General features: G+C 49.2%; 11 protein-coding genes. 6 read left to right on the top strand and 5 right to left on the bottom strand.

Annotated features, from left to right (window positions below):
* Nucleotides 1-82 precede the first annotated feature (82 nt).
* Nucleotides 83-472, bottom strand: a complete 390-nt coding sequence (locus tag UNH61_RS19725; protein WP_326993712.1) for a hypothetical protein — start codon at nt 470-472, stop codon at nt 83-85.
* A 6-nt stretch (nt 473-478) separates the two neighbouring features.
* Complete coding sequence (locus tag UNH61_RS19720) at nt 479-1870, bottom strand: MFS transporter (protein WP_326993711.1); 1392 nt, start codon at nt 1868-1870, stop codon at nt 479-481.
* Between the two features lie 90 nt (nt 1871-1960).
* Between UNH61_RS19720 and UNH61_RS19715 the strand changes: the two genes are divergently transcribed.
* Both UNH61_RS19715 and UNH61_RS19710 read left to right on the top strand, forming a co-directional pair.
* Complete coding sequence (locus tag UNH61_RS19715) at nt 1961-2827, top strand: AraC family transcriptional regulator (protein WP_326993710.1); 867 nt, start codon at nt 1961-1963, stop codon at nt 2825-2827.
* A 97-nt stretch (nt 2828-2924) separates the two neighbouring features.
* On the top strand, nt 2925-4157 hold the full coding sequence (locus UNH61_RS19710; RefSeq protein WP_326993709.1) for an MFS transporter: 1233 nt from the start codon (nt 2925-2927) through the stop codon (nt 4155-4157).
* 5 nt (nt 4158-4162) lie between these two features.
* Here UNH61_RS19710 and UNH61_RS19705 read toward each other — a convergent pair whose 3' ends face one another.
* Complete coding sequence (locus UNH61_RS19705; protein ID WP_326993708.1) at nt 4163-5065, bottom strand: hypothetical protein; 903 nt, start codon at nt 5063-5065, stop codon at nt 4163-4165.
* Nucleotides 5066-5233: 168 nt separating this feature from the next.
* Between UNH61_RS19705 and UNH61_RS19700 the strand changes: the two genes are divergently transcribed.
* On the top strand, nt 5234-7201 hold the full coding sequence (locus UNH61_RS19700; RefSeq protein WP_326993707.1) for a sensor histidine kinase: 1968 nt from the start codon (nt 5234-5236) through the stop codon (nt 7199-7201).
* Nucleotides 7198-7830 (top strand): response regulator transcription factor, encoded by a 633-nt coding sequence (locus tag UNH61_RS19695; RefSeq protein ID WP_326993706.1) that lies wholly within the window; start codon nt 7198-7200, stop codon nt 7828-7830. The genes UNH61_RS19700 and UNH61_RS19695 overlap by 4 nt, the downstream gene beginning before the upstream one ends.
* Here UNH61_RS19695 and UNH61_RS19690 read toward each other — a convergent pair whose 3' ends face one another.
* Nucleotides 7831-9285, bottom strand: a complete 1455-nt coding sequence (locus tag UNH61_RS19690) for a PLP-dependent aminotransferase family protein (RefSeq protein WP_326993705.1) — start codon at nt 9283-9285, stop codon at nt 7831-7833.
* An 86-nt stretch (nt 9286-9371) separates the two neighbouring features.
* Between UNH61_RS19690 and UNH61_RS19685 the strand changes: the two genes are divergently transcribed.
* Complete coding sequence (locus UNH61_RS19685) at nt 9372-9989, top strand: FMN-binding negative transcriptional regulator (protein ID WP_326993704.1); 618 nt, start codon at nt 9372-9374, stop codon at nt 9987-9989.
* 434 nt (nt 9990-10423) lie between these two features.
* A complete protein-coding gene (locus tag UNH61_RS19680; RefSeq protein ID WP_326993703.1) occupies nt 10424-12742 on the top strand; it encodes an ATP-binding protein in 2319 nt (772 codons plus the stop codon).
* Nucleotides 12743-12750: 8 nt separating this feature from the next.
* Here UNH61_RS19680 and UNH61_RS19675 read toward each other — a convergent pair whose 3' ends face one another.
* On the bottom strand, nt 12751-14853 hold the full coding sequence (locus tag UNH61_RS19675; protein ID WP_326993702.1) for an ATP-binding protein: 2103 nt from the start codon (nt 14851-14853) through the stop codon (nt 12751-12753).
* Nucleotides 14854-14906 lie beyond the last annotated feature (53 nt).

Below are 14906 nucleotides of genomic sequence, written 5' to 3'. Positions count from 1 at the left end.
AAAAAAACTGCCCGGTTTTACCGGGCGGTTTTTTTTATTGCGCTGTTGGTACAGATCCGGTAAAGTGTTTGGCCGGATTGGGTTATGCCCAGGTTTCCCATAGATGCAACCAATACGCATGTACATCTTCCCGTATAAATACGGCACTGGAATTCCTGGTTTGCTGCTCCCCATTGAAAACCTGTGTTTCCTGGTAGATAACCAGCACGTGTTTGTCGGACTCATGTGCCTGCATACCCGTGATAGTAATTTGCATGTCCGGCTTCGCACCAAAGGCTGTAGGCAGCCAGGCCAGTGTGTCTTCATATGATCTTTCAATACCATTGGGAGATATCATACGGAAACGGGTACTGAAATGACGCAGTAACTCCGCGGCAGCTGCTGCTGTACCATTACCATCTCCCTTGAACCATTGGCAGATCTGTTCATGAAAAAGGATCACTTCCTCTTTTGCTTTTTCTGATAAATGCATGATCACTTATTTAATGTTATTTATTTTGATAGTTAACAGGAACGCATACAACTGCACCAGGGCCAGTACGCCCAGCGTCAGCGATATGGCGGCATTAAAGGCATAATGATCCAGCAACATAAAAAATAAAGTACCCAGCAATGCTACGCCCAATACGCTGCCCACCTGTATAGCGGTACTGACAATACCCGCTGCCTGTCCGGCTACATGCGCGTCAATACCTGCTAAGGTAATGCGCATCATCGAAGGCATCACAATTCCGTGCCCCATACCCGCACAGAAAAGGGCGATAGTGAGCAGCCATCCCGGTTCCGGTGATAGGAGCAATGCAACTACTGCTCCGGTGAAACCGATCACCAGTAAACCCTGACCAATGCTGACTACATAATTGCCGGCCCGCCTTGCCACCGCTGCGCTGATAAGCGGGCCCGTAAAAAATCCCGCTGCATAGGGCAGTACCGATAAACCGGCCGCTAATACGTCCCAATGCAGCCCGCGTTGTAAATAATACGGATACACAAGGAAAAATGATGCAGTATGGTTATATAGATAGATGATCGCAAGGCCCGATACAAAATGCCGGTCGCGGAACAGGGGCAGGTGTATCAACGGTGATTTCCCCTGACCCAGTACCGATTTTTCTACCCGTATAAAGGCTAACCCCGCCATCAATGCTATTCCCAGGCAAATGAACACCCACGCCGGCCAATGCGCTTCCCTGCCTTTGATGATGGGATAAATAAACAGCAGCAGTGCTGCCGTGATCAGGAGCATGCCCGGAATATCCAGCTGCTGCCGGACAGGCGGCCGGTTTTCTTTTAGTATATACATGCCCGTTAGCATCGTGATCACACCTACCGGAATATTGATCAGAAATACGCTCTGCCAGCTTAATCCAAACAAGCCGGCCTTCACCAGTATACCACCCAGCAACTGCCCTGAAATAGCGGCCAGCCCAAATACGGCGCCGAAAATACCCATCGCTGCCGGTTGCTCTTCACGCGGAAATATTACCCGGATAGTGGAGAGCACCTGTGGCGCCAGCATGGCTGCAGCAAAGCCTTGTATGATCCTGGCGCCAATCAGCCACCAGCTGTTGACCGACATAGCGCAGGCGCCCGAACTGATCGTAAACAGCAGCATCCCCGACAAAAACAACCGCTTGCGGCCGTAAATATCACCCAGCCTGCCGCCTGTTACTACGAAAACAGCATAGGCGGCCCCGTAACCCGCCACTACCAGCTGTAATGAGCTGTCGCTTAGCCCCAGATCCGCTTTGATGGCCGGAAGCGCAATGTTAACAATGAAAAAATCCAATGGTGAAAGAAATGCACCCAGGCAAAGTATTCCCAATGCCCACCATCGCCGGGGATGCGCGAGCTGTAATGCTGCGTCCATATACGAAATCCTGTTTTGAAAGGGCAAAGAAAATCAGAATTGTACAATTAGAAATTGCACTTTAAGAGGTTTTATTGGTAGTTTTGTGAGATGTTTGATCAATTTGTGCAGTTGCCATATGAAATTGTGCCGGAGATACTGGACGAATGGACGGCCCCCGCGCGCCCGATGCATTATTTTCAACTGGCTTATATCCGCGAGGGCAAAGGAGTACATCATGTAAACGGAAACAGTTATCCATACAGTAACGGAAAATTATTCCTGCTCTCTCCGGACGATCAGCATAGTTTCGACATCCAAACCACCACCGGGTTCCTGTTCATCCGCTTCTCCCAGTTGTTCATCCTCCAGTTGAAAGACGATGCGGAGCGGCTCGAACAATGCGACTGGATGAAGAAAACGGATTACATCTTCCATAACTATCATTCCAAAGCAGGTTGTATCTTCCGGGATCCGGCCGATGAAAGTCTTGCTGCTACTTTGTTACAGAGCATCGAACGGGAGCACCTGCTGCACGGAAAAGGCTACCGGCTGATCATCCGGCAATCGATGTCGATTTTGCTGAACCTCATTGCCCGGAACCTGCTGCGCGCTGAAAATACCGGCGTTGCAGAAAACAGTGGCCGCTTCTCCATCATGCAAATCATCAGCTACCTGCAGGAACATGTCTATGAGCCCCAACAACTAAAACTGCCGCAACTGGCGGCCCGCTTCAATATTTCAACAACTTACCTGGGCGAGTATTTCAGGAAACATACGGGGCAGAGTATACAGGAATACGTAATTGAATACAAACTCAAACTGGTGGAAACCCGCCTCGGATACAGTAACATGCGCATCCAGGAAATAGCTGAGGAACTGGGATTTACTGATGAAAGTTATTTGTCGCGCCTCTTTAAAAAACGCCGTGGTATTACGCCCGGAGCGTACCGCAAACAGTTGCAGCCCGCTAAATGATCCCCGCACTGTCATGAAAATTATGAGAATTCTATGTCAGTTCCTGATGCCTGAAGCGCTAACTTTGCGGCGAACGGAACACCAGCAATTGTAGAAAATGAAGATTAGCATTGTTACAGAAAAAAGGATCAAGGAAGGCAATATAGGAATAGCCACCATTCTCGCATTTGCCATAATACCCATGTCAGGATTTGCGACCGACATTTACCTCCCTTCACTGCCCGGCATGACGCGGGCATTGGGGATCTCCAACGGTCAGGCCCAGCTTACGCTGAGCTTATTTTTGATCAGCTATGGATTATCACAACTGTTTGTAGGCGGACTGCTCGACAGCTACGGACGGTACCGCTTATCGCTCATATCCATATTTGTGATGGTGGTCTCCAGCGTGATCATCGCCAATACCCACAACATTTACGTTATCTATGCCATGCGTATACTGCATGGAGTTACGATGGCTACAATGGCAGTAAGCAAGCGTGCCCTTTTTGTTGATTTATATTCGGGAGATAAATTAAGGCACTATCTCAGTTTTTTTACGATCATCTGGTCAACCGGCCCTATTGTAGCACCTTTCATCGGTGGCTACCTGGAGGTTAACTTTGGTTGGGAGTCCAATTTTTATTTCCTCGGAGCCTTTGGCGCCTTGTTCTTCCTGCTGGAGCTGATCTTTGGCGGTGAAACTATCAAACACACCACACCTTTTCATCCCACAAAAATCATTGCTATTTATTATGAGATGATACGCACCAGCAGCTTTACGCTGGGTATAGGAATGATGGGACTGGCTTACTCCATGGTAATGGTATACAACATGTCGGGCCCGTTTATTATCGAGCATCATTTCAGCCTCTCACCCGTTGTTACGGGCTATTGCTCGCTGGCGTTGGGCTTTGCCTGGATGGTGGGAGGTTTCGCCGGAAAAGCAATGATCAACCGGCCGCTGCTCCGCAAAATGAGCGTAAACGTTGGGTTACAGCTGTTCTGGGCTGCATTGCTATTTGTGATGTATACCCTGTTCGATCAGCTGTGGACCGTGCTTGTATTTGCTTTCCTCGTACATGTGGGCGCCGGGTTTACTTATAACAACTACTTTACTTTCTGTTTGCAACGCTTCCCCCGCAATGCGGGCATCGCCGGAGGCCTCACCGGTGGCCTGTCTTATGTGATCGTTTCCATTCTGAGTGGGGCGCTGATGTACCTCCTGCCTGCAAAAGACGGCGTAAATTTATCTTTCAGCTATCTTGCACTGGGGCTTTTCAGCGTAGTAGTGATGTATCGCGTAGGCGTACTGACGCGTAAAGAACAAACGCCGCTGGTAAGTGCCTGACAACATCAGTGCCGTACCATCGGCTGCGATCTGCTGCAGATACGCTGTCCTCCGGCCATCACCCGGGGCGCCGGGCCATCGCCTGGTGGATCGAGGTATACCTGTCCGCCACCTGCGGGCATGGAACGCACTTCCAGACAGGTGCCGCTCCAGTCGAGTGAGAAGAATAGCCTGCTGCCATCCGGCGACCATGCCGGGAACCATTCCCGCACACCGCTGCTGGTGACCTGTTGCAGATTACTGCCATCGAGATTCATTTTCCAGATATGTTTGCCGCTTACAAAGGCTACCTGCTTGTCGTCGCGGCTGATATCCAACTGCACCGGCGTATCCTGGAAGGAACCATTACCCACCGGCGTGGCATTATTGAGTGAAGCATCAGTAAGATAGAAACCACTGGCAGTGCTCATCAGCAACCGCCCATCGGAAGTCCATGCATAGTCTTCCGCACCTTTGAATGCATGGAGCGCCTTCCCGTTTCTGTCTACTATAAAAACATATTTATCAGGATAAACAGATGGCGGCTGCCGGATAATAGCGATCAGTGATTTATCCGGTGAAAATTTTGGAACACCGCTCACATATTTCGTCAGCTGGAATCGCTTGATGACTGTACCATCGGGGTTATATATCGTAAAGGTGATATCATCGGAATTGAGCGATTCACTGTAGAAAATAATTTCGCTACCATCTCTCGCTACATCATAACGCTCCAGGTGCGATTCCTGGGCATGATTAATAATGCTCTTCTCTGTACCTGAGCCCAGGTCTAATACCTTGAAAGCCAGATTGGCAGCGTAAAACAGGTGACCGCCACCACCGCCACCGGAAGGATGGCTATCTTTTTTACTGCATCCGGTTACCAGCAAAACAGGGAGTAACAGCAGGAAGGAACACAAGTTTTTCATGATGATGGATGATTTGAATGAGTACAAAAATCCTACTTTCACAAAGGCAGGTCAATCGCTGTTATCCATGATTTTCATCTCCCGGAAAAAGGGGAGATGCATCTCCCCGGTTGGGTGTATTTCATAAAATGAACAAGCGGAATTGAAAGAAATTCTGCAAATTCAGGTATGAAAACATGGCTACTTTGCATGATGTTCCTCACAACCTGGAACATCATCAGCGCGCAACAGGCATCCCGGCGACAATTGGATAGTACGTTGGAACTGGCTGCCAGGAAGGCTCCTGATACTACCAGGGCGCGACTGATGTATGAAGTGGCCGAGCTGTATCTCAAAAGTAATCAGCCCGACAGTGCCCTTTTCCATGCGCTGCAGTCGGAACAGCTCATGCAGGAGCAGCACTACCATTACGGCCGTGCAAAATCCCTTTTTGTACTCGGAAAGATTTATGCGCGTACCAATAAACTTGATAAATCGGAAGCGGCCTATAACGAAGTACGCCGCCTTATGCAGCCGGATACCAGCGCTCCGGCCATGCACCTCTATGCCATTGCCACCGGGAACCTTTCCGCGGTGATCGGAAGAAAAGGAAACCCCGACCGGGAACTGGAAATGTTACTATCTGTTATCCCCATTTTTGAAAAACTCAACGACACGCTTTCACTGTCCGTTAGCATGTTCAATATTGCTTCCAAATTTATTAATGCCGGCCAGCCACAAAAAGCGTATCCTTATTTGCTGAAGAATATAGCAATGGTCCGCATCAAAGGCCAGCCGGAGAATAAGGCCAACGCTTATATCACGGCAGCTACCCTGTTGTTGCAGATGGATAGTGTGCCTCAGGCCGGCCAGTACCTGGCACAGGCCCGCACAGCGCTGGATGCTGCAGGCGCCAGCAGCTTATGGGGACCGTGGTACCTGTATGATGCCATGTACGAAAGCAGGAACGGCCATTTCAAAGTAGCAGAACAGCGCTGCGAACAGGCCGATTCTGTTATTACTATCTGGAAGGATAAAAATAATCACTACAACCTGCTGACAGCGCGGCTGAAGATTTATGAAGCACAGGGGAAGTATGCTGCTGCTATTGGTCAGGCTCGTGAAATTTATAAGCTGGCAGCGGAAGACGGGTCCGCGTATTATCATTTGTCGTCCCTGAAAGACCTCTACCAGCTTCATGAAAAGGCCGGGCGCCTGAAAGAGTCGTTTACTTACCTGAAAGCCTATACGGAGTTGAAAGACAGCCTCGATCAACGTCAGATAAAAGTCCGCATCAACGAGCTGGAACAGCAGTACCAGGCCAGCGAAAATGAACGGCGTATACTGGAGTTGAAAAATCAGAACAGCACGCAGCAGCTGGCATTGCAGCAGGGATATTTCCGGCAAATGATTTATCTGTTTGCGTTGTTGGTAGTAATCGTGGTATTGTTCCTGCTTTTCCTGTTGCTGCGTAACCGGCAGCGCATTAGCCGGCAGCGTCAGCAACTGTTGGAACGGGAGCTGGAAAAAGTAAAGCATGAACAAACGATCAACAATTACGCAGCTATGCTCAACGGGCAGGAACAGGAGCGCAGCCGGCTTGCCCGGGAATTGCACGATGGGCTGGGAGGGCGGCTATCGGCGTTACAATTGAACCTTACCAAGCTTCCTGAGAATGCCTCGGGGATAAAAGAGAAACTGAGCCATCAGCTGGAAACCTCTATGATGGAGCTGCGGCAGATAGCCCGCGATCTTACACCGGTGTCGCTGTCGCGCTTCGGATTGGCTGATGCCCTGAAAGACGATGCCCATACCCTGAAAGAAGCCGGTATCAATATCATTCTTCAGGTACTGGATCTCAGCAATGATATTCCTTATCCCGTGCAGCTGATGCTTTACCGGATCGTACAGGAAAGTGTTACCAACGCTGTCAGGCATGCAGCAGCTACGCGGATACTGGTACAATGCTCCCAACAGGATAATATCATTTATATTACAGTGGAAGACGATGGAAAAGGATTTGATCCGGCCGGTACACAGGGCGGAAGCGGAATGGAAAACATAAAGGCCCGTGTAAGTCATCTGAACGGTGTGCTGGATATACAATCGGCGCCGGGTGCAGGCACCATCATCAATATAGAATGTAAACTGCCATGAGTGATCAGAAAATCAATCTGCTGATAGGCGACGATCATCCGTTGGTAACGGAAGGACTAACCACCCTGCTTGGGCAAAGCGGGGATATCATCATCCGGGGTGTGGCTGCAACGGGGAAGGATATACTGGAACAGGTAAATACCATTGCTGCGGATGTACTGTTGCTGGATGTGAACCTGCCGGATATGAGTGGTATCGAAATATGCCTCGAAGCGAGGAAACTGAATCCGGCCCTGAAAATACTGGGCCTGAGTAATTTCAGTGAGCGTAGTATTGTATTACGTATGCTGCATAACGGTGCGTCGGGTTACCTGCTGAAAAGCGTGCCCATTGCGGAGATGGTAAAGGCGATTGAAATAGTGGCCGGAGGCGGCATTTACCTGAGCCGGGAAGCGCAGGAGCTACTGACAAAACAAGACGCGTTTAATGCTGTTGAAAAGCCGGTATTGACGGCCAGGGAGAAGCAGGTACTGCAGCTGATTGCAGAAGGGTTGACCTCACCGCAGATTGCTGCGAAATTATTTATCAGTCCGTTGACAGTAGAGAGTCACCGGAAAAACCTGATGCAGAAGTTCAAGGCAGGCAATGCTGCCGGACTGGTGAGAAAGGCCGCCGAATGGGGGTTCTGATCAGCGTAGCGCCTTTACTGTTTTCGCTATTTTTTCTATACCGTCTTTCAATTCCTCTTCATTCAGGGAGGAAAAGCCCAGCCGCAGCGCGTTAGGAGCTTTCCCTGTATAGTACATGTTCTCCGGCGAAAAAACAGCGATTCCTTTTTTACGCAGGTTAGCCGTCAGTATCATTACATCTATCTCCGGATGAAACTTCACCCAGTAGCCCAGTCCACCGTCGGGTTTCTGATAGCTGATATATTTACCAAGATGTTCCTGCAGCAGCTGTTCCATCAGCTGGCGCCGCTGTGCATACACTGCACTGGCTTTCCGGGAATGCCGCGCAATGGCGCCACTGTCCATCAGTTCTGCAATAGCCTGTTCCATGGTAGGATCGCCCTGCATGTCGATGATACTCCTCATTTTAGTGAGTGCGGCAATAAAGGACGCCGGTCCGGCTATATAGCCGATCCGCATAGCCGGTGCTATCACTTTGCTGAGGGAGCCGATGTAAATCACGTTCATGGCATGCTGCTGGCTGGCCAGGGGCATCAGGCTCTTTCCCTCGAAATGATATTCATGGTCATAATCATCTTCCAGGATCGCAAAACCATATTTGTTGGAAAGGCTGATCAGGTGCAGGCGTCGTTCCATTTTCATACTTACCGTGGTCGGAAACTGGTGATGAGGCGTAACGTATATTGCTTTTACGCGGCCGGTCTGGCAGTGTTTTTCCAGTTCGGTGGTAACGAGGCCCTTATCGTCTACAGGAATGGGCAGGATCTGTGCACCGGTCGATTCAAGGGCTTCCCAGGTAGGCAGGTAGCCTGGCATCTCCATGAGCACCAGGTCGCCGGCGCCAAGCAGGGAGTGGGCCGCCAGGTACAATGCCATCTGGCTGCCCCGGGTAATGCACAGCTCATCCGGGCCCACACTCATGCCCCGCTGATGATTGAGCATGGTGGCAATGGCCTGTCGCAGGGCGGGAGCACCCTGGGAAAATCCGTAACCCAACAGCCGCCAGCGGGCTTTTTGTTCCAGTATTCGTTTGTAGGCTTTGGCCAGATCGCGTACGGGAGTAAGCCGCACATCCGGCAGGCCGGTGTCAAATACAATGGTGTTGGGAGGATGCGGCGAATCGATAGTAATGCGGGGATGCCGGAAACTGAATGGCTCGCCGGTGGCAACAGGGCGGGTGAAATCGGGCAGCGACCGCGGTACAAATGTGCCCTTCTGGGCAACTGCCTCCAGCCAGCCTTCCAGGATCAGGTGCTCATAGGCCAGTATCACCGTTTTCCTGTTCACCTGCAGGTCGTCTGCCAGCAACCGGGTACCTGGCAAGGCCGCGCCCGGCTTCAACCGGCCGGTTTTTATCTCCCGTACAATACCTTCTGCTATCTGTAAGTATACCGCCTGAACAGCGTTAAAATCGAGCTGTATAATTGTTTTCCAGGGGCGTAATGACTGGACCATGTAATTGAATTAAAACTGGATGACCGGGATCATCCAAGTTAATTGAAATTTTGCATTGTAAATAACCAGGTTTAAAAATTGAGAAGATGTTCATACCCACGATAAATCAAATGACCGACAAGGCCGAGATCATCGCTTTTATGACACGGTTCAGCTTTGCTACTATTGTCAATAACGCAGCCGGCGTACCGGTGGCCACACATCTGCCTTTTCAGGTAACTGAGCGGGACGGGCAGGTGGTGCTGACGGCTCATTTCGCCAAAGCAAATGATCAATGGCAGGAAATAGAAAAGGGCCGTAGCCTCGTTATCTTCAATGAGCCACACGCTTACGTTTCCCCGAGGCATTATGAGAACCAGTTACAGGTACCTACCTGGAACTATGTAGCGGTGCATGCTTACGGGCAGGCAACTCTTATTACAGATCCTGCTGCTGTGATGAAAGTACTGGAAGATACTATCCTGACTTATGAAGCAGGATATCTCCAGCAATGGAGCGGATTACCGGACAGCTTCCGGCAGAAGATGATGAATGGTCTTGTGGCCTTCGAAATAGTAGTAGATGATTTGCAGGCGAAGAAAAAACTCAGCCAGAACAAAACAGTACAGGAACAAAAAAGTATTATCCGCGAACTATCGGCCAGCGAAGATACTAACGCTGTTGTTACCGCTGAGTACATGCAACGGGAGATCCCACGAGAGTAGCAGCGGAATAGTTGATACATAGAGAAAAGCACAGCCGAGGCTGTGCTTTTTCTTTTTATCCCCTTCTGGCTTAAAAATTGCGGCACTGCGCGGACACCGAATACAACTGATCATTATATGAAAAAACTAATCTTTCCGGACGAGTACCAGCAATGGTGGCTTGGCGGATGCTTTCGGCGATACCTGCCGGGCGAAAACGTATAGAAATACTCTTTAGGATAGTTTGACATGCTTCTTTGTTTTTTATGTAAAAAAACGTTAGCTTAGGTAAGACTTTTTTGTCGCACTATCTGGTAAAAGAGTACATTCTGTTAGCCATTCTCTTCCCCATATAACCAAAAAAATGGCAGGTCAGGAAAGGCTAAGCGCGCTATCGTTAACGGAACCGAAATAATCGAAACACCACAACACAATTAATAATATTAACGCTTCGCATGGACGCCAGGAATGTAGAATATATTCAGCGGGTGCTGCAATTGACCCCAATGGGCATTATTCTTTACACCTTTGAAGGAGAGTGCTTTTTCGTAAATAGCGAATGGGAGCGGATCTCGGGGCTCAATGTTAGCCAATCCCTGGGGAACGGATGGATGAGTATTATAATGGAAGATGACCGGCAGCGGGCTGTGTCATCCATTGTGAACCGTCGCCAGGAGATCCTGCGTATCCGCCATTCTCACCTTGGTATACGTCACCTGAAGGTGCAGGTACGACCTTGTCCGGGTATCGACGGGCAACCCTTTTGCCTCATTGGTCATATACAGGATGTCACCGGCGAACAGCTGCAGGGGCGTACCGGAGGCTCGGAGCGGCAAACCTGGTTGTTGCTCGAAAGCCAGCGGCTGAACAACGTTGGTGGTTGGGAATACGACCTGGAAACTACCGAAATATACATGACCCCGCAGACCCACCATATACTGGAAGATGATATTCCTCCCGGTTTCCGGCCGGTATATAAGGATCTTCTTTTTTTCTGTGATGAAAGATATGCCGCTGCCCTGGAAGCTTGTGTTGAAAGAGCCATAAAAGAAAAGATTCCTTACGATTATGAGTTTCTGCATGTAACCGGAAAATGGCTGCGCCTCATAGGCGTACCTGTAACGGAGGATGGCAGGGTAGTGAAGTTGAGAGGCACACTGATGGACGTGTCTGATAAAAAACAAAATGAGCTGGCACTGATAAAAGCCCGGGAAGAGTTGTTGCTGAGTAAGCAACTGCTCGATATCAGCCAGGCGATCAGTAAAACCGGTGGCTGGGAGCTGAACCCTCGAACGGGCGAAGTTTTCTGGACGAGGCAAACTTATATCATTTACGGGCTTCCGGAAAATTATGAGCCGGCGATAGGTACCAGCCTGGAGTTTTTTGAAGAAAGCGATCGCGAATATATATTGAACATATTGGATAAAACTGTACGGGAGCAGACTTCCTTTATCCTGGAACTGAGAACCACTACAGGAAAGAATGAAAAGAAATGGGTGCGTATCATCGGGGAACCCGTGGTGAAAGAAGGAGAGGTGGTAGCATTGCGGGGTGCTATCATGGATATTACAGATAAGAAAGAAGACGAGCTAACGTTGATCCGTGCAAAGAACATTGCGGAAGAAGCAGCCCGGGTGAAAACAGAATTTCTTTCTGTGATGAGTCACGAAATAAGAACGCCACTGAACGGTATCATTGGCCTGACAGCCTTGCTGGAACAGAATCATACGCCACAACAGGAAGAGTATATCAATAATCTGGCTTATTCTGCCGAACATCTGTTGCAACTTGTAAATGATGTATTGGATCTGCATAAGGTAGAAAGTGGCAACATGAAACTCTCCAGTGCCGAGATCAACCTGTTTAAATTGCCGGAAGATATATTCAGTTTGTTCCGTCCGCAGGCAGCGGCAAAGGGGATTGCGCTCAAAAGCGATGTGGCCGGTGAAGTGCCACTCAAAGTATTGGGCGATCCGGTACGTTTAAGTCAGATATTGAATAACCTCGTCAGCAACGCTATCAAATACACGGAATCGGGCGAAGTGATGGTGGCGATTTCTTTGGTGGCGATTGAAAACAGCCAGGCGGTGATCCATTTCTCCGTGAAGGATACTGGTATCGGCATTCCGGAAGAGTTGCATGAAACGGTATTCGAAACGTTCACACAAGGCCATAAAGCTACTACGAGAGAGTATTCCGGAACAGGATTGGGGCTTTCCATCACGCAAAAACTAATAGAGCTGCACAACAGCACCATCGCTGTGAAAAGCTCACCTGGTCAGGGCGCCGAATTTTATTTCAACCTTACTTTCAACCTGCCTTTACAGAAAGCACCGGTTACACCCGCCAGCCGTTTATCGCCTGTGGCCGGGCATGAAAAACGGTTTGCCGGTATGCGTGTATTGCTGGTGGAAGACAATAACATTAACATTATTGTAGCCAGAAAACAATTGCAGTATTTCGGTATAGAACCCGATTGCGCCCGGGATGCGCAGGAGGCGTTGGAAATGCTTAGAAATAAGCGCTATCACCTCGCCATGCTCGATCTGCATATGCCGAAAATGGATGGATATGAGCTGTCCGAGATCGTTAGCAAAAACTACCCCGATGTACATATCGTGATCTTTACCGCCGATATCATGGACGACGTGCGTATACGGCTGGCTGAGATGAACATCTTTGATATACTGCATAAACCGCTGTTGCCGGCGGAACTGCTGCAAACATTGCAGCGGGTGGTGCAGCTAAGGGCTATCCGGTTAGGCGTGGAGTAAAGGTATCTTCAGGCTGCTATGTTTAAGGTGATGAAAAATGTAGTGCCTTTCCCTTCTGTCGACTCAAACCATATTTTTCCGCCGTGGGCTTCCACAATCTGTCTGGAAATACTCAACCCCAACCCGAAAGATTCTTCCCCTTCAGTACCGGCACGCTTGGTTGCAGACGATGGGGTGTATACTTTCGACTGCAGATTTTCCGGAATGCCGATGCCATGATCTTCCACACTCACTGTTACCACAGCTTCCTCACAATTCATCCTCACTAGTATGACTGATCCCTGCGGGCTGAATTTAATAGCATTGCCGATAACGTTGCTGAATACCCGCCACAGCTTTTCGCGGTAGCCGGTAACCGCTACGGGAACTGTTTCCAGTGTGATCTCCTGCTTTTTTTCATTGGCCAGCACCTGTTGTATATCCACACAGTTTTTGAGTACGGTATGCAATTCCACGGTTTCTTTTTCCACATCAGCAATACCACGATCCAGGGTCATGAGATCGGAGATCAGGATGAGTGCATCGGCACTGGACGACCGTATGAGGTCTATCAACTCTGCATCCCGGTCGGCCAGCTGGCGGGATGCCAGCATCAGCTCTGCGAGCGACTGAATAGCGCCGATAGGGCTGCGCAGGTCGTGCGCCACTATTTTCAGTATCCTGGAATTGTCTTTCTGACTTTGTTCCAGCGCCTTCAGACCCTGGCGGACGTTTTCATGCTCCATCAATACCTGCTGGTTAAGCAGCTTCAGGGCTGCAAGATGTTTGCGGGATTTCCGCCAGTTATGCCAGATCATCCATGTCACCAGCACAAAGCCAATAAAGAGGATACTCAGTATGATCAGGTAAGAAGTTTTCAGGGCGTTGTCTTTCTCCACGCCGCTCAAATGAAACTCCCGTGAAATATGTTCGATCTCGTCGCTGGCATCGGGGAGTACCGGGTTGTTGAGATTGATCAGGGAATCGTTCAATTGGTTGAAGGACTTCAACATGTTGAATGCCGCTGCTGTTTGCCCGCTTTGGTCGAGGTATTGCCACTCCATTCTTCGCCAGAGCAATTCAATTTCGTCGGAGCGCACTTTGCGCGCCTGCTCATCTGCTGCAGGTCCTGGCACTTTGTCCATAGAGCTTCTCATTTCACCGAGTATTTTTCCCGCATCCCGGAGCCGGTTTTGGGAAAGATAAAGCTGTGCCATCCTGGCCATTGTTTTCTGTGCATCCCGGATTTCATATTGTTCCTTCAGGTTGATTCGGATGCCTTCCTTATAGGCGGCTTCAGCAGCGTCGAAAAGGTGCTGTTTGGCCAGTATGTTGCCCAGGTTACTGTGTACTACAGCTTTGGCTGCTTCATTCTTTGAGATCTGGAACTGGCTGGTATTGAATTTACTTCCTGTAGCATTGATGAAACGAAGTGCGCTGTCGTAGTAAAGCTGCGCTGAGGCATAATTACCTTCGTACTCGTAACATAGGCCTATATTATCGAGCATTTCCTGCTGGAAATAGTAATTTAAAAAAACATCCGGATCGCAGTGCTGTGCCTCGCCGAAGCTCTTTTCAAAATACGGGATAGCTTTCACGTATTTCTCCTGCTTGTAATATATCATCCCCAATCTGCGGCTATAGTCTTTATAAGAGCAGCTATCGCCGGTAGTCTGGATGGCCTGCCAGCCCTGATAATAGAAAAGATAAGCTTCACTGTATTTCCCCTGATCCCTGTAAACATCGCCTTTACTCAGCAGGGCACTGCCATATTCCCGGATATGATGCTGCCGGAATTTTTCGTTTCTGAACAGAGAAAGGGTACTGTCTGCATACTGCATAGCCAGCTGCAGGTCATGTTTCGGTATCAGGTAATACCAGCGCAGATAGTCGTATCTTCTGAACATATCTGCCGGTCCCGGGTTCCTGAAAGCCCGGTAAGCACTATCCATGAAGTTGACGGCAGAATCTACATTGATATGTTCGATGGTATCTTTTTTCAGGAAAATGGCATCAAAGTACCGCTTGTGTTCCGGCAGATTATCGTCCGGAGCAGTTGTACACGAATAAAAAAATGAAACAAACAATAATGGTTGTAAATAGTAAGTGTTGGGTCGGCAGAATAGGCTCATACGGGTCATCGTTTCATTTAGCACGGAAATGAAATTACGGAATAAATTAAGAA

Source organism: Chitinophaga sp. 180180018-3, assembly GCF_037893185.1.
Lineage (GTDB): Bacteria > Bacteroidota > Bacteroidia > Chitinophagales > Chitinophagaceae > Chitinophaga.
Note: the sequence above shows the minus strand (reverse complement) of the source record. Positions and strands in the feature narration are given on the sequence as shown.